18 protein-coding genes and 1 pseudogene are annotated in these 24129 nt (G+C 58.0%); 7 read left to right on the forward strand and 12 right to left on the reverse strand.

Features of this window, described 5'->3' with window-relative positions:
- Window positions 1-9 precede the first annotated feature (9 nt).
- Window positions 10-765, forward strand: coding sequence for an IS21-like element helper ATPase IstB (gene istB / locus C2846_RS08295; protein WP_003298407.1), 756 nt, complete (start codon window positions 10-12; stop codon window positions 763-765).
- Here the strand turns inward: istB and C2846_RS08300 are convergent.
- The 11 genes from C2846_RS08300 to C2846_RS08355 all read right to left on the reverse strand — a co-directional run bounded on the left by C2846_RS08300 (window position 762) and on the right by C2846_RS08355 (window position 20095).
- Window positions 762-2000, reverse strand: coding sequence for a protein NO VEIN domain-containing protein (locus tag C2846_RS08300; RefSeq protein WP_240638174.1), 1239 nt, complete (start codon window positions 1998-2000; stop codon window positions 762-764). The two genes, istB and C2846_RS08300, sit on opposite strands and share 4 nt — an antisense overlap.
- A gap of 150 nt (window positions 2001-2150) precedes the next feature.
- Entirely contained in the window at window positions 2151-5192 is a 3042-nt protein-coding gene (locus C2846_RS08305) for a DEAD/DEAH box helicase (RefSeq protein ID WP_119701218.1), read from the reverse strand.
- Window positions 5193-7205 (reverse strand): EH signature domain-containing protein, encoded by a 2013-nt coding sequence (locus C2846_RS08310; protein ID WP_119701219.1) that lies wholly within the window; start codon window positions 7203-7205, stop codon window positions 5193-5195.
- Window positions 7202-7966, reverse strand: a complete 765-nt coding sequence (locus C2846_RS08315; RefSeq protein WP_031692745.1) for an OmpA/MotB family protein — start codon at window positions 7964-7966, stop codon at window positions 7202-7204. Before C2846_RS08315 ends, C2846_RS08310 begins: the two co-directional genes overlap by 4 nt.
- Window positions 7966-10092 (reverse strand): anti-phage ZorAB system protein ZorA, encoded by a 2127-nt coding sequence (zorA, locus tag C2846_RS08320; protein ID WP_119701220.1) that lies wholly within the window; start codon window positions 10090-10092, stop codon window positions 7966-7968. Before zorA ends, C2846_RS08315 begins: the two co-directional genes overlap by 1 nt.
- Window positions 10093-10130: 38 nt before the next feature.
- Window positions 10131-12110 carry a DUF262 domain-containing protein gene (locus C2846_RS08325; protein ID WP_119701221.1) on the reverse strand — a complete coding sequence of 660 codons (1980 nt, stop codon included), beginning with the start codon at window positions 12108-12110 and terminating at the stop codon, window positions 10131-10133.
- A gap of 30 nt (window positions 12111-12140) precedes the next feature.
- Window positions 12141-13862, reverse strand: a complete 1722-nt coding sequence (locus C2846_RS18735) for a restriction endonuclease subunit S (RefSeq protein WP_205890139.1) — start codon at window positions 13860-13862, stop codon at window positions 12141-12143.
- Entirely contained in the window at window positions 13859-15328 is a 1470-nt protein-coding gene (locus C2846_RS08340) for a type I restriction-modification system subunit M (RefSeq protein WP_119701222.1), read from the reverse strand. Before C2846_RS08340 ends, C2846_RS18735 begins: the two co-directional genes overlap by 4 nt.
- Window positions 15329-15330: 2 nt before the next feature.
- The gene (locus C2846_RS08345; protein WP_119701254.1) at window positions 15331-16272 is read right to left on the reverse strand and encodes an HNH endonuclease; all 942 of its coding nucleotides are present in this window, start codon (window positions 16270-16272) and stop codon (window positions 15331-15333) included.
- A 416-nt stretch (window positions 16273-16688) separates the two neighbouring features.
- Window positions 16689-19055 carry an EcoAI/FtnUII family type I restriction enzme subunit R gene (hsdR, locus tag C2846_RS08350; RefSeq protein ID WP_119701223.1) on the reverse strand — a complete coding sequence of 789 codons (2367 nt, stop codon included), beginning with the start codon at window positions 19053-19055 and terminating at the stop codon, window positions 16689-16691.
- A 392-nt stretch (window positions 19056-19447) separates the two neighbouring features.
- Window positions 19448-20095, reverse strand: coding sequence for a peptidase M15 (locus tag C2846_RS08355; RefSeq protein WP_119701224.1), 648 nt, complete (start codon window positions 20093-20095; stop codon window positions 19448-19450).
- A gap of 74 nt (window positions 20096-20169) precedes the next feature.
- Here C2846_RS08355 and C2846_RS18635 point away from each other — a divergent pair, with 74 nt between their 5' ends.
- Together C2846_RS18635 and C2846_RS08365 are read left to right on the forward strand one after the other, a co-directional pair.
- On the forward strand, window positions 20170-20325 hold the full coding sequence (locus C2846_RS18635; protein WP_012077901.1) for a hypothetical protein: 156 nt from the start codon (window positions 20170-20172) through the stop codon (window positions 20323-20325).
- Between the two features lie 252 nt (window positions 20326-20577).
- A complete protein-coding gene (locus C2846_RS08365) occupies window positions 20578-21453 on the forward strand; it encodes a WYL domain-containing protein (RefSeq protein ID WP_119701226.1) in 876 nt (291 codons plus the stop codon).
- Between the two features lie 150 nt (window positions 21454-21603).
- Here C2846_RS08365 and C2846_RS08370 read toward each other — a convergent pair whose 3' ends face one another.
- Complete coding sequence (locus C2846_RS08370; RefSeq protein WP_119701227.1) at window positions 21604-21954, reverse strand: hypothetical protein; 351 nt, start codon at window positions 21952-21954, stop codon at window positions 21604-21606.
- 607 nt (window positions 21955-22561) lie between these two features.
- Here C2846_RS08370 and C2846_RS08375 point away from each other — a divergent pair.
- The 4 genes and pseudogenes from C2846_RS08375 (at window position 22562) to C2846_RS08380 (ending at window position 23467) form a co-directional block, all read left to right on the forward strand.
- Window positions 22562-22831, forward strand: coding sequence for a hypothetical protein (locus tag C2846_RS08375; protein WP_119701228.1), 270 nt, complete (start codon window positions 22562-22564; stop codon window positions 22829-22831).
- Window positions 22828-22929, forward strand: a pseudogene (locus tag C2846_RS18985) (LasR-specific antiactivator QslA); the annotation flags it as partial. The gene C2846_RS08375 and the pseudogene C2846_RS18985, both read left to right, overlap by 4 nt.
- Window positions 22930-22964: 35 nt before the next feature.
- Window positions 22965-23123: a hypothetical protein gene (locus tag C2846_RS18990; protein WP_014596866.1), complete on the forward strand. Its 159-nt coding sequence runs from the start codon at window positions 22965-22967 to the stop codon at window positions 23121-23123.
- Complete coding sequence (locus C2846_RS08380) at window positions 23120-23467, forward strand: LasR-specific antiactivator QslA (RefSeq protein WP_119701229.1); 348 nt, start codon at window positions 23120-23122, stop codon at window positions 23465-23467. Before C2846_RS18990 ends, C2846_RS08380 begins: the two co-directional genes overlap by 4 nt.
- Window positions 23468-24129: the final 662 nt, after the last annotated feature.

Genomic DNA, 24129 nt, shown 5'->3' on the forward strand with positions numbered 1-24129 from the left:
AATCCCATCATGCTGCCCCATCCGACCCTGGACAAGCTGCAAACCCTGCGCCTGCACGGCATGCTCAAGGCGCTGAACGAACAACTGAAAACCCCGGACATCGACAGCCTGAGCTTCGAGGAACGCCTCGGCCTGCTGGTCGACCGCGAACTGACCGAACGCGACGACAAGCGCCTGAGCAGCCGCCTGCGTCAGGCCAGGTTACGCCACAACGCCTGCCTCGAAGACATCGACTACCGCAGCCCGCGCGGGCTGGATAAGGCGCTGATCCTGCAACTGAGCGGCGGCCAGTGGCTACGCGACGGCCTCAACCTGATCATCAGCGGCCCCACCGGCGTGGGCAAAACCTGGCTGGCCTGCGCCCTGGCCCACCAGGCCTGCCGAGAGGGCTACAGCGTGCGTTACCTGCGCTTGCCGCGCCTACTGGAGGAGTTGGGCCTGGCTCACGGCGACGGGCGCTTCGCCAAGCTGATGAGCAGCTACGCCAAGACCGACCTGCTGATCCTCGATGACTGGGGTCTGGCCCCGTTCACCGCCGAACAGCGTCGCGACATGCTGGAGCTACTGGATGATCGCTACGGCCAGCGCTCGACCCTGGTCACCAGCCAGATGCCGGTGGACAACTGGCACGAACTGATCGGCGATCCGACCCTGGCCGACGCCATCCTCGACCGCCTGGTGCACAACGCTTATCGGATCAATCTGAAGGGGGAATCGATGCGCAAACAGACGAAGAAATTGACGACACCGAGCGCCTCAGACTAACAATGCAACCCCTGCGTCGCTGCGCTCCGACTGCCCGGCCGGATGGCCGTGGAACAGGTGGCCAGATGGCCGTGGAATGCCTGGCCAGATGAGCGTGGACTGGGTGGCCGGATGGCGTGGAATCCGCAGTAATCGGTCGGCTTAAGGTGAACGTGCCGATCTAGATCCCCGTTCAGAATGAACAGACGCGGCCCCTCCCTGAACTGAAACACCCGGTACAGGTGGAACTGCTCGCAGACCTCCCTGGAGAACTCCAGCTCGTTGTGGCTAACCAGAAATGATGATCCCAAGCCGCCGTTTGTGGTTTTCACCTCGATGAAGCGGTGACGCTCATCGTCTTCAAACGACAAGATATCGAACCCGGCCCCGTCACCCTGGGAGTCCGATACCCAGTCCAATCGTTGGAACAGCTCCGGGCGCCCTGACTCATTAAGGCGCTGTTGTTCGAACTCAATGACCCATTGCTCACCTGCCCTACCCAGCTTCCGATTGGCCTCATCACGCGCGGCGTAATCAAGTTTACGGGGCATCCGGTTTGGCACCTTGCTCGGAGCGCGAACAAGTGCCTCGCGCTTCGGGGCCTCGACAAGGGCTGCGAGGTAGGTCCTTTCACCGGGGAGCTTCACCTCCTCCAATGCATCAACGATGGTAGCGACCGCCTGCTGATTTTTGAGGACATAGGCCTGCACGGACTTGCGCAGCAGAAGCTGGCTATTACCGCGGGGCTTGTATCCGTTGATGTATGGCAGCCCCAGCGCGTCTAGAACGGCGCTGATGTTTTGATGCTTTAGCTCGACAGAAGACTTGCTGCGACCATTGAGTAATCGGCGCAGAGCTTGGTTGTGCTCGGACTTGTTGTAGCTCTGCCCGTCCGCTTCTGCGCGCAGCATCTCAAAGTAGTCGCGCACAGTGGCTTCGACTTCAGCTTCAGACCAGTCCTCGCCGGTTCGGATGATGGTGAAGCCAAGACTGGAGAGCAGCGGAACGACAGTCGCTTCCCCACCGGAAAAACTGTCAGCAGTCAGAGGGCCCTTGTCGGGAAACTGTTTACCGTAGGCGACACCGGCAATGGCTTTGGAATCGCAGTCGACACCAGTTTTCGGATCGCGCACCAGAAAATCTCTGGACTTACCAAAGCCATAGCGTTCAAGAAATTTTGTGCGGCCCAGCTGAACAAATTCGTCGATAGCAGCCTGCACCGCAGAAGGGCTTCGAAGCAGAGAGAGCTGTGACATAACCAGCAAGTCCTTATGTGGCAGAGGTAAGCCCCTCAAGGAGCTTATCGCGTTCAGATGGAGGGACAACCAAGCTTGGCCGTGAGGCTGCAGACCGCACGCGGTCACCTAACGTTAGCTAGTTGTTCTTTTAAACCAACCGAGTCCCAATCAGAGCCCCATCGATTGCATCATCTCACTTTCACTAACCGCCTCTGGTGTCACTACCGCGTCTTTAAGCATCAGCTTTCCGCGCAATAAGCGGTCAAGGTGTACATCGAAGGAATCAAACTGGGGGTGAGTAACGGCAGGCAGATGGATGAACACAGGCTTGGTTTGGCCGATCCGGTAAACCCGATCGGACGCTTGCGCTTCTTTAGCCGGGTTCCAATGACGCTCTAAATGCACCACATGGTTGGCCCCAATCACCGTCAAACCGACACCAGCGGCTACTGGCGACATGATCAGGATGTTGAAGCCACTTTTCGCCTCAAACTCGGCAATTAGCTTCTTGCGCGTCATATCCTCGGCGCGAGTCGCCACAGCCTGGGTGTCGCCATTGATCACCGCTACATTCAGGTCATAGATCTGATCCAGCCAGAACTTGAGGACTCGTTGCAGGCGCTTGGTCATCATGAACAGGATGACCTTTTCACGCTTGCTACTGATCTCATCGAGTAACTGCAGCAGCACCTCCAGCTTGCCGGACTCTATCATCAGTTGTCGCGCCTGCTTGCCATCCTCGCTGTACAGCGCCGACTCATTCTCCAGCCGTGGGTGCAGGGAAATGGAGCGAAGCTGAGTCAAAGCCGCCAGTGCGGTACCACGCATATCCTCAGCGCTTGCACGACGAGCCCGATAGCTGTCGAGGACTTCGTCGTAGGCCTGCAACTGGATGCCTTTCATCACCACACCCAACTGCGCCGCATACCGTTGCAGGCCATGATCGGCTTGCTCGACACCACTGAGAATAGTCTTGGCTGGCAGGCCTTTGAGCTGATCCTCTTTAACCCGCCGCAACATGAATATGCCTACAGCACGCCGCAGCTGCTCGCCCAAACGCGCCCGTACCTCATCACGCTCTTCATCGCTTGCAGCCAGAATTGGCTTGATCCAGGTATCGCGGAAGCTTTCCCAGCCACCAAGTAAGCCAGGCTGCACCGTATGCATCAGGCACCAGAAATCGCCCAGGCTATTTTCTACCGGTGTTCCAGTCGCCAACAGTTTGAAATCCGCCTTGAGCCCTTTAGCGGCAATAGTCTGCAGTGCATTGGGGTTCTTGATGTTCTGCGCCTCGTCGAAGATGACCATGCCCCAGTCGATTCGGCACAAGGAGAACTGATAATCACGCAGGGTCTGATAGGTCGTGAGCACCAAGCGACGATCCATGTCCAGACGATGCACGCCTGCTTCCGGCCCCACATGCAGTGCATAGCGAATGCTCTGCTCATCCAGCATGCCGCTGCTGTTATCAATCATCGACGCCAACTGCACCGACTCTCGCTCAGCACCTTTGACACGATAGTCACGCAGACTACGCCCCGACTGCAGCACCACCACATCGCGGAACGGGATGCTGGCGAAGGTCTTACCGACTTCATCCTCCCAGTTTTCCAGCAGGCTCAGTGGCGCCACCACCAGAACCGGTTTCTGCGGCTTGTCAGCCGCGCGCTGACTGGCCAGATACTCCCCGACTGCGACCAGCGACATGTATGTCTTGCCGAGCCCCATGTCATCTGCAAGCAAACCACCCTGCAGGCGATAGAGATCATCAGTTTCATCCTGCAACGCTGCGCCCATCAGCTTCAGCATCCACTCGATCCCCTCACGCTGATGAGGGAACGGCTCCCGGGCATAGGCCGACCAATCTGGCACCACCAGCGGCGTCGCAGCAGCAGCCTTACGCAACAGCGCAGAATTAATCTCGTCGGCATCCTTGAGAATGACCCCGACTTTCTCCTTGTCCTCCCCAGGGAGAACACCCTCCTCGCTGTGCGGCTCGCTATCGCTCACATGAGCCATGTTCTGGCGAGCCCTGGCCAGCTCTTGCTGAACAGTCGGCGCGTCAGAGATATCGATTACCTCACCCGCGAACGACAGACTCGTCGCGCCCTGTTCATTAGCCGCCTGCAGTACCTCCTCGAAGCGCTGCAAATCCTCAGGAGACTGAATCAGCTTGCTCAGGATCGCTGCAGGTGCCGGGCGCTTATCAAGCGCAAACCAGTCATTCTTGGTTGCATCCAGGACACCGAAATCCATGTGCTGAAGCTTGCCAATACCCGCAACCCGGGCAGAAAAGCCCACCTCAAGATTGACCAGCGCAGCATCGAGAAACGCCGTTGGCGTGGCAATAAACTCGTTGACCTGATCAGCCGGGATACGTTTGTTGGCCAGCACATTGCGGATGCCATCCATCCGCGCCTGATCCAGCAGCAACACACGATTGTCGATGCGCAGCACACCACCATCGGCGGTCATATCCAACTGCGACCAGCGTTTTTCCAGCTGGTCAGCACTGGAGCCATCCCCAAGGCTCGGGCAGAGTTGGAGGCTGCCATCTGGTAAACGCGTAGCGATAACTCCGATGTTCTGAGGCACCACCACATCCAGCCGCTCAAAGTGGCTAAGATCAATACGCATCCCGCTGCGCGCAGCGGTCTGCAGCTCGGCCATCAGGCGCAGATTAGCCGCCTCTCCTCGCTGTTCTGGGCCTAAAGACTCATGCAGTTCCCAAGCCTGCAACCCCATAATTTCAGCCGGCGTCAGCCAATAGCACTCACTGCTGGTCAGGTACAGATAGGGGCCTTTGCGACTGAAGCTGGCAGGGCCGTCTGGCATTTCCAGCGTGATCGCCACACGAAAACCACTGTTGCCCGTGCGCCCACTAATCGAAGTGAGAAAGCGTCCGGGCAGACGTCTTGGCAAGCGCAGGATCTCGGCCTGCTCCAAATCCATCCCGGCAATATCTTCTGCACCGATGTGAAAACCGTTGGCCGTGTTTTCGGCAATCCCTTGCTCAACCAGCATGTTGAGCACGATCAGCTGAATCTTTTCTAAAGCACTGCCCTGCCCGGCTTGCAGTGCCTTGAAGGCCGGCAAGGGCAGGTAGAAATTCAAGCCATTGGAATCAGGCTGAGACTGAAAGCCTTGCTGAGTACTGAGCGCCCCGTCCCGCTCACCAATCAGCGACCGAAAAATATCCATCAAGCTCATTTATTCAGCCCTGTCCTGTTCATCCAACGCCTCAAGCGCGAGACGTGCCGCCTCATTCACCGTCCAGCCGAACTGCTCATCACGCGTGCACATGTCCTTCAACGGGCCATACAAAATCTGATTGATTTCACGCGAGTCCACACCGAAAACATTCGCTGCATATCGGACTTTGTCACCGGGGTTGTCCACGAAGTAGCGCAGTATCTTCAGTGCAGAGGGTTTCAAGCCTGTCAATAATCCTTCACCTACCAGAGACGGACGTGCCGTTGCAGGAGCAGCCGCATCAGGTGAACTGACGGAGTGCGACACTACCGGATCATGCTGCTGGTTGCCTCGCCGTACTGTGGCCGCCTCTTCTCTAGGAATAGCTCTGGAGTCCCTCGCAATCATCTCTGCAGGCTTACGCCCCTGAGGCGCTGACATCGTTGTCGCGCCAGTATTGCCAACACGTGAACGCGCCGGCTCTGCAGGAAAATCTGTCTGACTTGGAGGCGGCACGGGTGTTCGCTTGGCATTGACCACAGGCATACCAAATTTACGCAGGTAAGGCTGGTAGTCACTGCGATTGAGCAACTGCTCGATATCTAGAGCGATGCCGTTATCAGCCAGGAAGCTGAATACCCGGTTCTGCCAGGAAAGAGGGGGGTGATGCGTGAAGGCATCATAGGGCAACTCAGGATACAGTCGCTTGTAGGCCTTAGGAACAGCCGTAGTCAGATCGGAATGACTGAAGCTGGAGCGCTCGTAGGAACGCAAAGCCTCCCCCGGTGCGGCGAGATAGACCCAGATCTTAAAACTGTGGGAACCCTCGACCAGATGAAAGTCTCCGCAATCGAGATAGATGACCGCCTTGTCATTCATCTGCCCGTCCATGCTGGCAAAACTGGTTTGCACATCTTTACCGAGAATGCGCTTAACCGAATGCTGTGCCCGCCCGCCAAGCAGCAAGCGGGTATTGCGGATCAGTTTGAGCTTAAACAGCCCCTCTAGGAACTGCTTGCGTGCAGGGAACATGCGCTGCAGATCGTCGTTCTGCGTTTCGATTCCAAACTGTTCCACCGCCTGCAAAAACAGCCGTAAATCTTCCTTGGACAACCAGCCCCGAACCTTCTGCACCCGCTCCTCACCGAGGAACTGCCACCACTCGCGGTAATTGGGGGAGTTACGTGAGATCCGAGGATCCCCCGCCAGATTCAGAATAAAGTTCTGCCAGACCTCACCCGGCTCCTGTCCGGCACGATCGATCAGAATCTCCAGCGCAACATGGCCGATACGACGCTCGCCCTCGTACGGAGCCTTGGACACAGCGGGCTTCTGCAGCTCATCCAGCACGGGGTCGTATTCACCGGGCGAAAGCCCTCGTAGGGTTTCCAGGTAGAAGTGGGCCCGGCAGATATCGCCATAACGCCCGTCATCAAAGCCCTGCAATCCCATGACCTCAAAGGTCTCGCCCAGCTCATGGCCGCTGTCGCGCACCCGCTCAACCAGTTGGACTGGCCCGTCAGGCGGCAACAACCAATGACCATCACGCTTGAGCGTTACCAGCGGATCAGCCTGGGGGCCACTTACTTTGGGCTCGGGCAGTAAATGCAGTTGCTGGAGCAAAATCTGCTCAAGCTGCTTACGCAGCCCATCGTGCTCATCCAGCTTGTCGAAGCGACGAAAGTAAAACTGAGCCAACTGCTGCAAGGTGATACGTGTCAGTCTCGGCTGCTGAGCATCGACCAGCACCGAAAGCAGACGCGAACTAAGCAAACGCCTACCCATGGCCTCGTCATTAAGCCACAACCAGGTCAACGCACGCGCAGTAAGACGACGTTTTAGCAGCTCAGGCAAGCCATCAAAACGCCCCGTACTCGCCATGTCGCGCAATCGCGCCAACATGGCGTCAAAGGCGTCGCTCTTGCCACTCGCAGCCTTCATTCGAGCGACCTTTTCGACCAGCACCGTCCAACGCTCCCGCACCACGGGCGCCCATTCAGCGACCGGCATGTGAACAGGAGGTAGCTTCACGGCTTGACCTCCTCCAGACGCTCACGCACCTGCTCGTACTGAGCGCTGTCGGGACGACGAATGGTGAAACGGATATCGATGCGTCGATTGCGCTTGAAGTCATCCTCAGTCTGCTGGTCAACCAACACGGGGCGGGTTTCGCCGTAACCGCTGACCGAGAACAGTGGCTTGCCATCCTTGTTCTTCAACCTTGCCAATTGCTCATCGGGGGACAGCGCGCTGCCCCAGAACTGCCAGAGAGAAATGGCACGAAAGGTCGATAGCCCCCAGTTGCCTTTGCCCATAAAGCCCTGGAGCGGACGATTGTCCGTATGCCCCTCGATGAAGATCGTATCGAGGAACTCGACTCGATCCTCTCGCGAGATCACCTCATTTATGACCTTGCCGATCTCCAGAGCACGTGCCTGATAGGCGGCATGAATGTCATAGGCACCGGTGTCGAAACCCAGCAAATCGTTGGGAATACTCAGGACCGTATGGTTCTCGCTCACCTCGACCTTGATGCCGCGCTCGCGCAGAGCCTCCACGGCCTCATCAAGAATGGTGCGGCGCACCTGCTCTGCTTTTTTCAGCTCGACCAGTTCCTGCTCGAACTGCACCTGGCGCTCTTTCAGCTCCTTCTGAATTTCCATCAACTGCAGGATCAGAATTACAGAGGCCAGAATGAAGATCACCAGCAACGCCGACATGATGTCCGAGAAGGACATCCAATAAGGGTTCTCTTCGTCGACGCTCACTTCCTTGGATTTACCCAGGCGCATCAGCGTGCCTCCAGCTCATCCAGAATGCTGCTCATGGCTTGCACCGTTCGATGCATCTGGTCGGCGTAGCTGAGCGACACCTCGTTCCACTTGTTCATGCGATCATCGATTTGCGTCCGGACTTCGCCGGCATAGCTGCGCAGCCATTCCTCGGCTTGCTTCTCTACCGCCTCGACCTGCTCACGCAGCTTTTCACCCAGCGCGGTGAATTCGTGGCGTACGCCAGAGAGAAACTCCTGCTGAGCGGATTTCATCTCTCCAAACCCATTACGCGCCTCACCTGCTGCTTGCTCGAAACGCTGCGCCCCCTCCAGCAACGTGGCCTGCAGCTGCGCCAGGGTAGAGGCCTGGCTTTGTAACTGCGCCGCGAGCTCGGCATTCTGTTGGCCAGCTTTCTCGACACCATGAGTAACGGCCTCCAGTCGCTGCCCCAAGGTATCGGCGGCCTGGCGCAGATTCGCGGATAGAAGCCCAAGCTGATTCGCACTGCTGTCCAGATGTTTGCTGCTTTGTGCCGTCGCTTCCGATACCTGCTTGAGCTGGCCCAGCAACTGTTGATGCTGATCCGCCATTAGGCGGCTTTGCTGCTGGGTCGCCTGCACAGCGCTGGCCAGACCTGAGAGCAGTTCCTGTTGATGGGTCGACACCTGATCGAGCTGCTCCTGGAAGCGCTGTTGGCGTGCCTGCTCACGCTGCTCTGCCGCGCCCATTTGCGAATCGAGCTGGGTGTTGAGGTTCATCATCAAACGAGAGAACACCTTCTCCAGATTGCTGTGGCGCTCGTTGCCCGCCTCAGCCATCGCTTGCATCTGCTCGCGGGTTGAGCTGGAAAATTGCTCCAACATCGCCGTCTGGCTGCTGCTAGCCTGGCCAAGCAGGCGCTCGAACAGCACCTGGCGCTCCTCGTCGCGCTGCTGGGCAGCACCCAACTGGGTTTGCAACTGGTTCGTCAGCCCCGACATCAACTCGGCAAAGCGTCGCTCCATCTGTGCCTGGCGCTCCTCGGCAGAACCACTGATGCGCTGCAGCTGCGTCTCGAAGGCCGCACTCTGTTGCTGAGCCACTTCCATCTGTCGACCCTGCTGTTCATTCAGGCTGCTGAACAGTTGGTTCAAGCGCTCACTCATGCCACTGACGGCAGCGTTCACGTCAGCCGCCGCCTGCTGCATCTGCAAGCCCTGCTCACGGCCCACAGAGGTCATGCCGTCCATGAAATTACCCACCAGCTTTTCCAGCACCTGCGTGGACTGCTGGCTGGTGGTGCTGACCAGGGTCTGAATGGCTGGCGCCATGATGTTGTTCAGGGCATCGGTCAGCGCCGTCTGCATCGCTTCGCTCATGCCATTGAGCGTTTCCTGCAGACGATCGCCAATACGCTCGTGTAACTCCTGCAGCGCTTCCTTGCTCTCCTTGCCGTACTCGGCGATATGCACCAGCGACTGCTCGGCGGGAATACGCGGATAGAGGAAATCGATGTCGTGCTGCAGCTGCTGTATCTGGCCTAGCGCTGAACGCTCGAACATTTTTTCGACAAAGTTCAGCAACAGGCTGAAGAACACCCCCCATACCGACGTCATGAAGGCTACGGCAGCACCGGAAATCAGCTTGTTGATGCCGCCCTTGAGCGACTCGATCTCATCCGAGGTGCCGACCAATCCTTCCAGCCCCACCGTCAGGCCCACGAATGTGCCGAGCACACCGATGGCCACCAGGAAGCTCGGTGCAGCAGCCAGCAAGCGGCTAGCTGTCAGGCCGGGAGCCAAGGTTCTGGCATTGAAGAAATGCTCGGCATCCAGCGTATTGAACAGATGCTTCTGATCGGACGACAGCACCAGGCTTTCGTCGAACTCACGCCACAGCATGCCGACATTGGGCGCGTCCAAGCCCTGCGCCTTTTGCATGGTTTCACGTCGGCTAAGTGCCAGGGTTTCCTTGCTTTGCCCTTCAAGCAAAGAACGCAGGGCACGCAGCCGGGTACGAAAACGGCGGAAGTGAACAAACAGGAAGTAAAGCGACAAGACGAAAATTACTGCCGTCGCAGACCAAAACCAGGCACTGATGCCATTGGGATTGGCGCTGAACATATGGGCGAAATCAGGGATCAAGTGTTGCAGCAGGTCCATCATCTCAGGTCACCAAAATCGAAATGCGAATAGCCAGTGGTTCAGTGTGTCTTCGGCAGTGGCCAAATCTTCAGCGCATAGGCAAACAGGCTGTCCGCCCGCGACACGATCTCGTCCTCATCCCAGGCATCGTTGTCGTCATAGCGCTGGAAGTGGGTGTTGAGCATCAGCAGGCTGGTGGTGACGATCTCCTGACGCTTCACGGCGAAGGGTTCGTTGCTCAGGGCGGAGTTGAAGGCCTGGGTCACCAGCGTGAGGTTGCCAAAACTGTGCAGCAGGCGGTTGCGCTTTTCCTGATTCTCCGGTGTGTCGTCCGCTAGCGGCCAGTTCGTCTGCCACTTCTGCGGCAACACATGCTCCACGGTCAGGCCATCGGGCAGCACCAGACTCTCCTGCTTGCTGCCGCGCATGGTCAGCTCCAGCGCTTCGAGAACCGCGCGCACCTTGCCGGTATTGCGCCCCTGATAGAGACGACGGTGGTACCAGTCGCGGGCGAAGGTCTCGTCATCCGGCCAGCACTGGCTTTCGCCCTGAAGGGACAGCAGCTTGCTGCGCAGGGTCGCGGCATCGGTCTTCTGCTCGCGCACCATCTCCGCCAGCAGGCGGTTGAGGAAGGTGCGGTTGTAGCTCTTGGTGGTGTAGCCACAGATAAAGCGGCGCACCAGGTAAGACTCCAGGTCACCGATGGCCTGCAGGAGCTCGGCGGAATCCGGCTTATGGTGCTCCAGCAGGTACAGCACCAGCGGTGTCACCGTGGACACATCCAGCAGCTTCAGGCGCCGGCAGAACAGATCGAAGCGGCTCGCCTGCCCCGGCACCATAAAGGTCTGGAAATACCCCGCCAGGTGCGTGATGCGCGCCAGCTCGCGCTGGGTGTCGCGCGGCTCGTCCTGCCACCAGTCCTTGAACTCGTTGAACACATGGGCCACCTTCAGGTCCTCGCATTTGCGCATGCCCACGTAGTGGTACAGCAACAGATCCAGGCGCGAGTTCTTCAGGCGGCCCTGGCGTTCCTGCTGCTTCCAGAACTTGGCGCCCTTGCCGGTGCTGGTATCCACGGTCTCGTCGAAGTGCTGCCAGCCCTGGCGATATAGCTCATCCACGTCCTCGCCGTTACGGGTGGCGTGGAGGAAGATGAAGTTACGAATCAGGTCGCTCGGCAGCAGCGGCGCACCACGGGCATTGAGGGTTTCGAAGATGATCTGCGGATCGTCCTCGTCCTCCAGCTCCAGCGACATGATCTGGAAGCCCTCGCGCAGGGCGGCAAGGAGCGTGTGCCCACGCTCGGCGTCGAGCGGCAACTCGGCGCCAGGCAGTTTTAGCTGGTTGTCCGAATCGATGGAGTTCATCACCACATCCACCACTCGGGTGTCATCGTCAGCCGCGGCCCCCGGCAGCGGGTCGTCGTAGCGCAAGCCGCGCAGATGGCAGGCCACCATGGCATGGAAGAACAGGTAGGCACGCACCATCGCCGGGCGCTCCTGATGCTGCCGGCCGACCTTGGCCGGGAAGCGCTCGCAGATCTTCTCGACGCTACCCAGCTCGGCCAGGGCCTGCATCACATCGCGGCCGACATTGGTCGGCAGCACCTTGAGCGTGTCGCTGGCCTGACGGTACTTGCCGATATTCTGTGTCAGCGGCTTGAGGTCATAGCTCAGCGCATCGTCACCCAGCGGTGCCACCAGGTCGCGAAACGCCAACAACAGAATCTGCAGGGTGGTGATGCGTTGCTGACCGTCGATCACATCGCGGTTGCCCACCGCATCACTGCTGCCGCCCTTGAGGCTGCCAATCACCACGGTACCGAGAAAGTGCCGGCGCAGCGGCCTGAGCTTACCCGCCCCCACCGCTTGAGCATCGGCCCGATGCTGGACGATGGCCTCCAGGCGGTCGATCAGGTCCTCCCACAGCGGCTGCACCTGCTCGTTCAGCGACCACACATAACCCCGCTGAAAGAGGGGGATCAGATACTGCTGCCGGTCATTAAACAGTTCAGTGACGGTTTTCTTGTCGGGGCGCATGGGACGTCCTTATCAATATTCTTGTGCTTGTCAGGCCACGGCCTGCTCGACCAGGGCATTGGCCAGCTGCTCGTGCACCTGGCGGGCCTGGTTAAGACGGGCTTTGAGTTGGTCGCACAGCGCCATCAATTGATCGACTTTGGCGACGATGCGGTGTTGTTCGGTGAGAGGAGGCAAGGGGAATGCACATGCTCGAAGCTGAGTCATGTTGATTGACGCAAGATTCGTGGTCTGTTTTGAGGAGCCCGCAAAATAGTCTCTGGCCGGAGTCGAGTTCAGATACATCTCGGCCCAGCGAGGCTCCCAATCCTCGACAATCGCTCGTGCCCGAAAAACATGATTTTGGTGCAAACATTCAGGCAACTCTTCACGCCAAATAGCAGTGCGACCAACTTTATCCCAGTCACCGCCCTCAGTAATTAGGAGGTCGCCGTTTCTAAGCAGGTATTTTTCAACCTCATCTTCAGGCACTTCGACTTCCTTAATTTGATCCAGCTCCAGTTTTCCGCGCTGAACATTGGCTACCCGGAGATAGGGTTTGGAGACCAGTCTGCGGTTAGAAAGTTTTCTCCCGAGAGTGACACCGCCAGTCACGTGCAAAACATCATCAATGCATTGCCACTCCCACCCATCTGGAACATCAAAGGGTGGTTCAGGCATTAAGTCAGCATCCAAGTCCTTTTGCTTTCGAGCTTTTGATTCAGCTAGAAATCGGCGCTTCTCGAATTGAATTCGTCCTACAAGTTCACAGGCAGGCTCATCACTTGGATCTTGCGGCACCAGTTTGCCCATCACCGCCAGTTGCATCAGGGTTTGCTTGAGGGCGTCGATGCTGGACTCGGTGGTGAACAGGGTGTGGAAGTGTTCGGCCAGGCGCTGCCAGCTTTGCGCAAAGTCCCTGGCATCGCGGGCCTGGGCGAGGCTGTCCAGCAGCGCCTGCACCAGTTGGGCGTGAGCGCTGTCGGCGTCGGCCTGCTGGGCTTCCAGCCGGTCACACAGGGCCATCAGCTCATCGACTTTGGCGATGATGCGGTGTTGTTCGGCGAGGGGCGGAACCGGAACAAGCAGGCGGGGTATATCACCCAGATTCAGCTTATTTGTATGGCTACCTCCAGCCTTAATCTGGTCATACTGACGGTACATCAAGGGACTTGATAGCACGCAGTGAAAATACCGGGAAAGCTCCGTTTTCTTCGGCAGTTTCAATAGACCAACGCTCACGAATAAGCTGAAGGGAACCTCCGTATCCACAATGGTTGGCCGTCCAAGCGTGCCAATCCTGCATAGCAAAATGTCTCCCAGTTCAGGGTTGCAGCGTGCATTTATTGCTATGTGCTCTTCTTGTGAAATGTATTTGCAGTTATCAAAAGAAATAGTTGTCCCATCAATGTCTTTCACAGAAATGAACGGGACGCCTGAGCTTATATACGTGGGGGTATGGTGTGTTCCGTCAGTAATAAGCAATGCCAGCGTCGCTGTACTGGCCCATTCCCATCCTGCAGGTAACTCAAAGGGTTGGTCTTCTTCAGCTATCGCCGTCAGCGGTTTTTGCTTTTTGATTTGGCCCTCAGCCACCAAGCGCGCCTTTTCCTCGGCAATGCGCTTGAGCAACTCACTGGCCGGCTCATCTCTTGGATCTTGTGGTACCAACTTGCCGCGCACCGCCAGTTCCAGAATCAGCTCGCGCAGTTTCCTGATGCCATTGGGCGCACCGGCCAGCAGCGGCAGATTGTCGGTCAGCAACGCCGTCATACCTGGCGCTCCAGGGCTTCGGCCAGCACTGCCTTGAGCTGGTCGCGCAGCTCGCCGATCTCGCCTTGCAGCGCCGCGTAGTTTCGCAGCAGCTCGTCCGGATCGTGGCTGATCTGCTCGCCCACATGCGGGTTCTTACAGTCCAGGTTCCAGTTGCGCGCCTTGAGCTCGTCTAGGCTGACCTTCCAGGCGAACTCGTTTTCCACCCGCGCGGCAAAACCATCGGCCTCGCTGCCCCACCAGGCCTCCTCCACCGCGAACTCCTCGATGCGCATGGGCTTTGTCTTGGAGTAGCTCTTGTAACCGGCCGGGTACTGGTGCTCGTAGAACCACACGTCCTTGGTCGGTGTGCCCTTGGTGAAGAACAGCAGGTTGGTCTTGATGCCGGTGTAGGGGTTGAACACGCCGTTGGGCAGGCGAACGATGGTGTGCAGGTTGCACTCTGTCAGCAGCTTTTCCTTGATGCGGCTCTTGATGCCTTCGCCGAACAGAAAGCCATCGGGCAGCACCACGGCGGCGCGGCCACCGTCTTTGAGCAGGTGCATGATCAGCACCAGGAACAGGTCGGCGGTTTCGCGGGTACGGAAGGCGGTGGGGAAGTTGGTTTCGATGCCGTCTTCTTCCATGCCGCCGAACGGCGGGTTGGCAACGATGCAGTCGACCCGCTCGCCCGGCCCCCAGCTGATCAGCGGGCGGCTCAGGGTGTTGTCGTGCTTGATCTGGCTGGGCACTTCGATGCCATGCAGGATCATATTGGTGGTGGCCAGCAGATGCGGCAGCGGCTTTTTCTCAACGCCGAAGATGCTGGCCTGCAGTACGCGCTCGTCCTCGGCAGTTTTCACGTAGCGGCTGCGCTTGTGCTCGATGGTGCAGGTAAGGAAGCCGCCAGTGCCGCAGGCCGGGTCCATGACCTTGTCGTGCAGCTTGGGGTCGACCATGCGCACCATAAATTCGGTGACCGGGCGCGGCGTGTAGAACTCACCGGCGTTGCCGGCATTCTGCAGGTCGCGCAGCAACTGCTCGTACATGTCGCCGAAGGCATGACGCTCTTGCGCCTTGTTGAAGTCCACGCCCTCCTGGATCTTGTTGATCACCTGGCGGATAAGCTGGCCGGACTTCATGTAGTTGTAGGCATCCTCGAATACCCCGCGCACCACGTAGGCGGCCGGGGTGGTGCTGTATTCGTGGAGGTTCTGCAGCTGCGGGAACAGGTTGTTGTCGATGAAGCTCTTAAGCTCGTCACCAGTAATGCCTTCCGGGTCGGCAGCCCAGGTGCGCCAGCGGCAGCTTTCTGGAATCGGCGAGCGGTAGGCGTCATCCAGCAGTTCCCACTCCTGCTCACGGTCGTCGAATATCTTAAGGAACAACATCCACACGAGCTGGCCGATGCGCTGGGCGTCGCCGTCGACGCCGACGTCCTTGCGCATGATGTCCTGGATGGATTTGATGGTGCTGCTAATCGACATGCTTACTTCCTAAACAGGTGTTCACGGTGCCAGGCCAGATAGGCGCGATGACGCGACTCGATCTGGCGCAGGCGAAGTTCGGGGGTGATGTTGAGCGCACGGGCGCTGTCGGGATCGAGATCCTCACCAATCAGGATCTGCCCCTGGTCGTCGAAGCTGATCAGACCCTGGTCGAATGCGAGATCGAGGTTGGGGGTGAGCAGCAGGCCGTTGAATGGATCGAGCCGCTCGGCCGGGCTGGCAGCGCGCCAGGGTTTGATATGCGAGGCGCGCAGCAGCTCCGGTACGCTGCAATCGGTTACTGCACAACCACCCCAGTAGGCCAACAGATCATCGCGATAACCACTCTGACCGACGCGGACCTTGATCAGGGCGTCACGCTCGGTGTCGGTCACTGCCTGGTCTTGCGAGTCACAGTCATTCAGCAAGAGCACGTTGGTATGGCTGGGCTCCTGAGTCGCAGTATCTGACGCCTTACCCAGAAGATGCACCAACAACCGCTCCAGGGCGGCGACGTGCCGAAAGCCAAGATCCAAGCCGTAGGCGATATCAGTAGCCCCACCGTTACGGCGCTTGGGAAAGCCCCGCAGGTTGCTGTTGTGGTAGTAACGCCCATCGCTGCGTTCAACACCGCTGATGGCTAGCAGCTCAGGTAGCTGGCTTTCGTAATCCGGATGCAATACCAACGGTGTCTTTGGCCGTGCTTGAGCGCTGGTGCTTTGTTTGACGAATAACGGCTGAGGCAGCAACGGATGTTCCATACGTAGCACTTTCAGGCCTGATTGCACTGGTCGAGTGAACCCCTGGCGCTCCAGCGTCATCATCAGTTGCTGAATTGTCAGCGAGTCACCGCCCGCATCTGTGGTCGAACCTTCGTTCCGATGCATGGACTCGCTCTCGACCCAACCCAGTTGCTGCAGCGCCTCGACTAGCTCGGGGTACATATGAGCTCGGCTATGAGACGTACCTGGATCGTCATCAAAACTGGCAAGGACGTACACCAGAAAGCTCGGACGCGGGACGCCCAGGGCATCAGCCAACTTTCCAGCCAAAAGGCCGTATTGCAAATTTGCAGCGCTGTAACCCGGGAACCCCACCAGAGCAGCGAGTTCGGACATGGTGATTGCGTGGCCAGGAGCCTGCGCATGCCCGATGAGCATGCGCCGCTGCTTCTCAGTGATTGCGGGCGCAAGGCTTTGCAATGCATGCCGGTATTCGTCAGTGCTCACCGGCCTGATAGCTCGGGCAGGCGTAACAGTCGGTGGGCTGTCCATGGCAGAGGCCAGGAAAGTACGCCACTGCCCCTTGTCCTTAAGCTCCATACTCGGTCCTTAAAACACGCGGATAAGCCGGCCGCCTATCAGGATGCATAGAGCTCACTCTCCAACTCCTGAATCGCCTGCTGATAACCAGGCTTACCGCCAAACGCCCTGACCAACTCAATCGGCGCACCGATCTGGCTGAAAGGATCGAGCTGGAGAATCTTGATGTCTTCGATGTGCTCGATGCCGGTATCGGCGTACTTGTCCAACAAAGCCTCCAGCACCTGGCGGGCGGCGCCGGAGTATTTAGCGAAATAGTTGCGTTTTTTCACCTGTTCGGCGCGCTCCTTGCGGGTCAGCGGCGGTTGGTCGAAGGCGATATGGCAGATCAGGTCGAAGGGGTCGAGCGGCTGGCCGCGCTTGGCCTGCACTTCCTCGTCCAGGGCTTCCCACATCACACCTTGGGCTGCGAGCTCGTCAATGATGGCCTTCTTCTGCTCGGCATCCGTCCAGCGGCGCAGGAAGTCATCCAGAGACGCGAACTGCTTTTTCACGCAGCTGCGGGTGTAGTCGCGCAGCGATTCGGTGATCAGCTTGCCGTCCGGGCCGTAGTACTGCACACGTTCGGCAATGACGTGGATCGGCACGTTGTCGATCACGTACTTGATGCGTTTTTTGCCCTCTTCGCCGCCATCGGTTTCGTCGCCCTCGGGCAGCCAATCGCCACCGTCGACGATGCCTTCTTCATCCGCCAGAGGACTATCTGGCGGCACGGGTGAGTCATCGCCTTCAGGGCTGTAGATCACCACAGGTTCGCCATCGAATGCAGGATCGGCGAACAGCTCGGTGGCTTTCTTGAAGTCCATGATGGTGAACCAGAACTTGCCGTAGTCCTCGTTGATGCGCGTGCCGCGCCCGATGATCTGCTTGAATTCGGTCATCGACTTGATGTGCTGATCGAGGACGATCAGCTTGCAGGTTTGCGCATCGACGCCAGTGGTCATCAGCTTGCTGGTGGTGGCGATGACCGGATAGCGCGCTTCCGGGTTGATGAAGTTGTCCAGCTCGGCCTTGCCTTCCTGGTCATCGCCGGTGATGCGCATGACGTACTTGCGATTCTCAGCGATGCGCTCGGGGTTGAGGTTGACCAGGGCCTGGCGCATGCGCTCGGCGTGGTTGATGTCATCGCAGAAGATGATGGTCTTCTGGAACGGGTCGGTGGCCTTGAGGAACTCGGTGACCTTCTGCGCCACCATCTGGGTACGCGCTTCGATGACCAAATGGCGATCCATATCCTTGAGGTCGTAGATGCGGTCTTCGATCAGCTCGCCGTTCTTGTCGAGCATGCCCTTGGGAGGGCGCCAGCCCTGCAGGTCCTTGTCGAAGTCGATGCGCACCACTTTATAGGGGGCGAGGAAGCCGTCCTCGATGCCTTGCTTCAAGGTGTAGCTGTACACCGGCTCACCGAAATAGGTGATGCTGGAAACGTCCTTGGTTTCCTTTGGCGTGGCGGTCAGGCCAACGTGAGTGGCGCTGGAGAAGTACTCGAGGATTTCGCGCCAGGCGGAATCTTCCGCAGCGCTGCCACGGTGGCATTCGTCAATCACCACCAGATCAAAGAAGTCCGGGGAGAACTGCTTGTAGACGTTCTTTTCTTCTTCGGAGCCAGTCACTGCCTGGTACAGCGACAGGTAGATCTCGTAGGACTTCTCGATCTGGCGCTTGGCGATTTTTGTCATCGCCTGGCCGAAGGGCTTGAAGTCGTTGTTCTTGGTCTGGTCGACCAGAATATTGCGGTCGGCGAGGAAGAGGATGCGTTTCTTCTGCTTCGACTTCCACAGCCGCCAGATGATCTGAAACGCGGTGTAGGTCTTGCCGGTGCCGGTGGCCATCACCAGCAGCACGCGATCCTGGCCACGCGCTACGGCCTCAACCGTGCGGTTGATGGCATTCATCTGGTAGTAGCGCGGCATGCGCCCGGAGCCGTCGTCGTAGTAAGGCGCCTCGATCTTTTGCCGAGCGGCGCCATCCAGGCTTTTCCATTGGCAATACCGCTGCCAGAGCTCGTCCGGGCCGGGAAACTGCTCAAGACTCAGCTCGGTTTCAACCTGCGCGCCGGTACCGCTGCGGTCATGGAACAGAAAGCCATCGCCGTTGCTGGAGAACACGAACGGCACGTCGAGCGCCTCAGCATAGCCGAGGGCCTGTTGCATGCCGGAGCCGAGCGAGTGCTTGTTATCCTTCGCCTCAATTACGGCAATGGGCAGGTTCTGCTGGTGATAGAGGATGTAGTCAGCTCGGCGCGACTCGCCACGGCTGTGCATTTTGCCGCGCACGATAATGCGTCCCTTGGTGAAGCTGACTTCCTCACGTACCTGCTTATGCAAATCCCAGCCAGCGTTGCCAATGGCTGGTGAAATGAATTTGCTGCAGATATCACGCTCGGAAAGCGATTTCTTGTCCATGCTCCGGCCTTAAACGAAACCAATGCGCATGCTCAGGTCATGAGCATCAGGTGATCGAACCAGATGGCAGTAATAGACGTCGGAGGACTTCAAAACGTATGCAACCGCTATAAATGGCCTTCCCTGAGGTACTTCGGCCTGCCCTGGTGCGATGCCCGTCACAATATCCATCTGCCACTACCGGGTAAAGATTAAAAGCAACCTGCCAACCACCGAGCTGACTCACATCAGCAGCTGAAATGCTCAGTTCCCCTAATGCAATCTGTCGCGCAGGCACCCTTACGGGAAATGCTCCTGTAGATCACATCTGCAGGCTATTCCTTCACGCGAGGTTACGTTTCGGCAAGATGGCACAACGCATCCGCCATGTTTCAACTTACTGGAATCACGGCTCATGCCAGGCTCTCCAGCCATGGGCGAACTATTACCTTGCGCTCATCCAGACTGAGTGTGGCCACCCCGTCTTTTACCAATGCCTTCCTGTCCCCCGTATGTGGGTTGGTGACATAGGTACTAATGCTCGGTAGCGTATTCGGGTTTGCACTCCAACGCAGGTTGAATGCCGCCAGCCTGGGAAACCAGAACTGACTGGCGTATGGCAGGTTGTCGTGAATCCACCAGGCCAGCGGCGTCCAGTCCTTGCGCTCCTCATACCAGGACAGCAATGCCGGCACCACGATGCAGGCAGTCGCGCCCAGATTCCCTTCAGGGTCCGGATAATCCCATATGTGCTCCGCGTAGTTTTTTTCGTTGGCGGCACAGCTGTACTGGTTGTTGTTCTCGGCCCCTTTAGCGTTGACTGCCGGAGCCCTGTAAGCCGAGCGAATGACGATCCGCCCAAAGCGCTCCTGAAGTGGCTCCAACAGCTGTTCGCAAAGCCCTCGCCCGGCTTCAATGGCGCGATCAGGATAATCCGGAATGTTGGGGATGCCCTCGATCTGGCTGATTTCCGAGTAGAGGAAATCGCGCATGAAAAAGTGCTTGGATAGCCGGACGCGCCCCAGCTCTTCTAGGGCCTGTACCGATGATGGCTTATTCATCCTGGTGTGCTCCGCTGCGACTAAATATCCATTGCTTCCGGTAAATCAACGCTACCTGTAGATCATCAGCTGTCGTGCCGCATCTGCATAGCTTGCCCCTGAGCAAACTCAAGCTGACGCTTCAACTGCTCGACATGCGCCCTTTCGGCTCGCAGGCCGGCCGTCAGCTCACGTATTTCGTCCTCTTGCTGATGCACCCGCATCTGAAGGTACTCCAGCTTGGTCTGTGAGGCATGCAAGTTGGCACGTGCTTCGCGCTGCTTAAGAATCTGCCAGTACAGCGCAGCTCCGGCACCTTGGACAATTACTAAGCAAACACCTACGACTAGTCACGACACCCCAAGTCCAAACACGCTTCGCTCTCCCTGCTGGCCCGCCATGTTACGGCGAGCTTGAATGACAGCGCCACGATATGTAGCTTTTAACGACGTATCTATAGTGTTTGCCCGTACAGGTAAAGTTTTCGTGCAGATGGAGAGACCATGAAACGCAAACAGGAAATCGAGTCCGTACGCTGGGATCTGGCGCTGCGCTATCGCCTGATCGAGACGGTGGTGTGGTGGGAAGGCCGTTTGACAACGAACCACCTGATGCAGAGCTTTGGCATCAGCCGGCAGCAAGCGTCGAAGGACATCAATTCCTACATCACCGACTACGCGCCGCAGAACCTGGAATATGACAAGCATTTGAAGGGGTATGTGCCGAGCAGCCACTTCAGACCGCTGTTTATAGATGACAGTGCCAGCGCCTATTTGCACCTGCTCAACCAGAACCATGACCGTGCACCACACATCGAAGGACTGGCATTGGCCTATGCGCATACCGAAGTGCTGCAGGTGCCGGATCGCACGGTGCGTCCGGAGCTGCTGCGCCCGCTTCTGCGCGCCTGCCGCGAAGGGCTGCGGCTGGAATGTGAGTACGTGTCTTTCACAACTCCGGACGGTGAAACGCGCCTGATCGCCCCCCACACACTGATCTACACAGGTATGCGCTGGCATGTGCGGGCGTATTGCGAGAAGAACAGGGATTATCGCGACTTCGTGCTCAGCCGCTTTCGCGGTGTGCCGGAGTTGATGGACGACGAGACCGAAAATACTCGCGAACAAGATCCGGGTTGGAGCACGCGGGTGCAAGTCATCATCGAGCCGGACTCACGCCTGAAACCCGAGCAGCGAACGATTATCGAAGCAGACTACGGTATGCGTGATGGACAACTGGTGATCGAGACCCGAGGCGCGTTAGTGCAGTACGTGTTGCAGCGCTATCAAATCGATACAACCAAGGTGCACACAAAACCGACAGCGCAGCAGATTGTGGTGGTGAATTTGGATGATTTGCAGGGGTGGATTTATCACTGAGCTCAGGGTTTAACCTGTAAACATTCTGCACATACCTCATGTCAGGGTGCACAGCCAAGCCCACGGGGCGTGCCACTGCTCAACGTACTCTCGCTGAAATCCGAAACTACGCCACAGCAGGTTGCCATCCTGAAACCCTCGGNACGTTCCCTATGGTACTGTTCGTGAGATCCCTTGATGCGGCCGGACTAAAACATCGACTGATGGAGTGCCAGACGCCTCCGCTTCGCGATGCACTCGAACCGAAGAGATATCCAACTCCTCCACAAGCGCTTCTTGATCCCGCTGGCCGGTTAGTTGACCTACCAGCTCCCACTGCTGATCGAGCTCTTCATTGATAGCCTGCATGCGCTCGATCATGCGCTTGGCTGAATTCTGCAGTGCTGCATCCTGGCTTCGCAGTTGCTCGAAGGCCATAGCGGTTACGGATGCGGTCATGTGGGTCATGCTGCGAGCCATGAGGCCCAGCAACTGTATCAACTGCTCTTCCCTGGCAGACATGGCGTACTCCTCTATAGGCTAATTACCAGCGTAGCCGATGGGCTCGTTGAGTCCGAAGGTAGGACTGTAAGCCAATAGCCATAGATGGAGTACGACCTCAGCCCTACCGGCAACGAGATTGACTGCCCCACCTCTCAATCAACTACGCCACAGTAGGTTGCCATCCTGAAACCCTCGGGCTAGAGTGCGCCCGTCGTGGTAAATCCCACGGCCGGGTGTAGCAACCTGGGATACCAAGATGCGGCAGCGTCATAGCGCATAGCCAGTGCCTCGGCACTGCGTTATCGCGTCTCTATGGCGGGCCGTACGGGGCAGGCTTTTGCCTGGCCGGTTCCCTTGGTTCCCGGTTTGCTACCCCCGTGCGGTCCGCCTCCATATTGTGTAGCAACGATTGGTCGCGGCTCCTTAATCGAACCAAGGAGCATAAGGAAANCGGTTACCGGTTTCTGACCCCCGTACGGTCTGCCACCATACTGCGTCAGAACAGTGGGTGGCGGCTCCTTAATCAAACCGAGGAGCATAAGGAAAATGCGCTACCCCTTTTTTACCCGAGAGCTCCGCCTTGGGCTTCAGGTCTTGCTGTCCACCTCTGATCTGGAGGTGCGCCATGGCTGAGTTCGAATCCTGCGTTGTACCTTTTCCGCTGCAGCGAAGCCCGCTGCATGAATCCGAACGCTCTCCCCTAACCTCTGAAGCTGCCGCTGAACTGCGTGGCGTGATGCTCGGCAATCTGCTCGATCAACTGGCTGAACCTGAAGGCTTGCAACCGGCGGATCTGCGCGTGCGCATCGCTGCTTACTCAGCGCTGGCTCTGCTCGATGAAATGGTCGTGCTCTACCGCCGTGCCCTCTCCGAGGTTCGAGGAGGTGCCAGATGAGCAAGGGCGTCACGACGTTCCTTCCACCTAATGACGGCCATCCTGGCATGGAGCTCACCTGGGCTGCCGATTGCAGAGAGGCATTCGACCAGGGCGTGANCCCTCCGAAGCTGCCGCCGAACTGCGTGGTGTGATGCTCGGCAATCTGCTCGATCAACTGGCTGAACCTGAAGGCTTGCAGCCCGCGGATCTGCGTGTGCGCATCGCTGCATATTCAGCGCTGGCTCTGCTCGATGAGATGGTCGTGCTCTATCGCCGCGCCCTCTCTGATGTTCGAGGAGGTGGCAGATGAGTAAGGGGGTGATGACCTACCTTCCACCTCACGACGGCCATCCAGGTATGGAGATCACCTGGGCTGCAGATTGCAGAGAGGCATTCGACCAGGGCGTGAAGCTGGCACAGACCTGGCTCGACCATGCCCGCAGTGGATGGCTCTGGGCAGTGATGATCGCGGAGCGCGACCTGCTGCCCTGCGCTATTGAAAGGCGAGCTTTTGAGGTGGGTTTCCTGAGTCGTATCCACCAGCGTATTTGCTCGCATCTTCGCTGCGGTGAGCAGGCCGAGATCTATACCGCGGGTGATTGTTTTGGCCACAGAAAGACCCTGACGCTCGCCGAAGCGAGCTGTCAGGGCTGACCTGAGCCATGGCAAATGCCAATGAAGAGGCCTGTTAAAACAGACCAGGAAGGAAGGTTCTGAGCTAACGGAGTGCATGGGGTCAGCATCCTGCCTGTTTGCACTTCGTTAGCCCAGCGACCAGAGGGTATTTCTATAGCGGCCATCTGCCAACCCAGCAGGATGGGTCATTGGTCACATAGCGAGAACTTGTCTCCCGCCTCTCGCACTGGCTGTTGCACACCATGGCTGCATTTCTGCTGCTCGCCAACAACGCCTCTGGGCGTTTTAGACCGTATCGATAGAGCCTGCGCGCTTCGCTTGCTGGTGGCGCCTGTGAGATCTGCGGAATGGCGGTCTTGCTGTTTCCTNGGGGCAGAGTACTGACTGTTTGCACTTCGTTAGCCCAGAGACCGGAGAGTATTTCGGTAGCGGCCGTCTGCCAATCGTTTTGATGGGGCACTGGCTATAAGTGGCGACCAGCCTCGTTCCTTTCTCGTTGTTGGTGCAGGTCATCTCTGCAGTTCTACGGCCCGCCACAACATCACTTGGCATCTTTGGTTGGGCCGACAGAGCCTGCGCGCTGCGCTTGCTGGTGTCGCCTGTGAGATCGGTGGAATGGCGGTCTTGCTGTTTCCTAACACCCTATCACGGCGTTCTCGCCGTCAAGGGCTGCATGCGCT

It is taken from the genome of Pseudomonas jilinensis (assembly GCF_003586265.1).
Lineage (GTDB): Bacteria > Pseudomonadota > Gammaproteobacteria > Pseudomonadales > Pseudomonadaceae > Halopseudomonas > Halopseudomonas phragmitis.

What these genes read in the sequence shown, in the direction of transcription:
- istB (WP_003298407.1), top strand. Translation starts at nt 10, where the DNA reads ATGCTGCCCCATCCGACCCTGGACAAGCTGCAAACCCTGCGCCTGCAC.
- C2846_RS08300 (WP_240638174.1), bottom strand. Translation starts at nt 2,000, where the DNA reads ATGTCACAGCTCTCTCTGCTTCGAAGCCCTTCTGCGGTGCAGGCTGCT.
- C2846_RS08305 (WP_119701218.1), bottom strand. Translation starts at nt 5,192, where the DNA reads ATGAGCTTGATGGATATTTTTCGGTCGCTGATTGGTGAGCGGGACGGG.
- C2846_RS08315 (WP_031692745.1), bottom strand. Translation starts at nt 7,966, where the DNA reads ATGCGCCTGGGTAAATCCAAGGAAGTGAGCGTCGACGAAGAGAACCCT.
- zorA (WP_119701220.1), bottom strand. Translation starts at nt 10,092, where the DNA reads ATGATGGACCTGCTGCAACACTTGATCCCTGATTTCGCCCATATGTTC.
- C2846_RS08325 (WP_119701221.1), bottom strand. Translation starts at nt 12,110, where the DNA reads ATGCGCCCCGACAAGAAAACCGTCACTGAACTGTTTAATGACCGGCAG.
- C2846_RS18735 (WP_205890139.1), bottom strand. Translation starts at nt 13,862, where the DNA reads ATGACGGCGTTGCTGACCGACAATCTGCCGCTGCTGGCCGGTGCGCCC.
- C2846_RS08340 (WP_119701222.1), bottom strand. Translation starts at nt 15,328, where the DNA reads ATGTCGATTAGCAGCACCATCAAATCCATCCAGGACATCATGCGCAAG.
- C2846_RS08345 (WP_119701254.1), bottom strand. Translation starts at nt 16,272, where the DNA reads ATGTACCCCGAGCTAGTCGAGGCGCTGCAGCAACTGGGTTGGGTCGAG.
- hsdR (WP_119701223.1), bottom strand. Translation starts at nt 19,055, where the DNA reads ATGGACAAGAAATCGCTTTCCGAGCGTGATATCTGCAGCAAATTCATT.
- C2846_RS08355 (WP_119701224.1), bottom strand. Translation starts at nt 20,095, where the DNA reads ATGAATAAGCCATCATCGGTACAGGCCCTAGAAGAGCTGGGGCGCGTC.
- C2846_RS08365 (WP_119701226.1), top strand. Translation starts at nt 20,578, where the DNA reads ATGAAACGCAAACAGGAAATCGAGTCCGTACGCTGGGATCTGGCGCTG.
- C2846_RS08370 (WP_119701227.1), bottom strand. Translation starts at nt 21,954, where the DNA reads ATGTCTGCCAGGGAAGAGCAGTTGATACAGTTGCTGGGCCTCATGGCT.
- C2846_RS08375 (WP_119701228.1), top strand. Translation starts at nt 22,562, where the DNA reads ATGGCTGAGTTCGAATCCTGCGTTGTACCTTTTCCGCTGCAGCGAAGC.
- C2846_RS18990 (WP_014596866.1), top strand. Translation starts at nt 22,965, where the DNA reads ATGCTCGGCAATCTGCTCGATCAACTGGCTGAACCTGAAGGCTTGCAG.
- C2846_RS08380 (WP_119701229.1), top strand. Translation starts at nt 23,120, where the DNA reads ATGAGTAAGGGGGTGATGACCTACCTTCCACCTCACGACGGCCATCCA.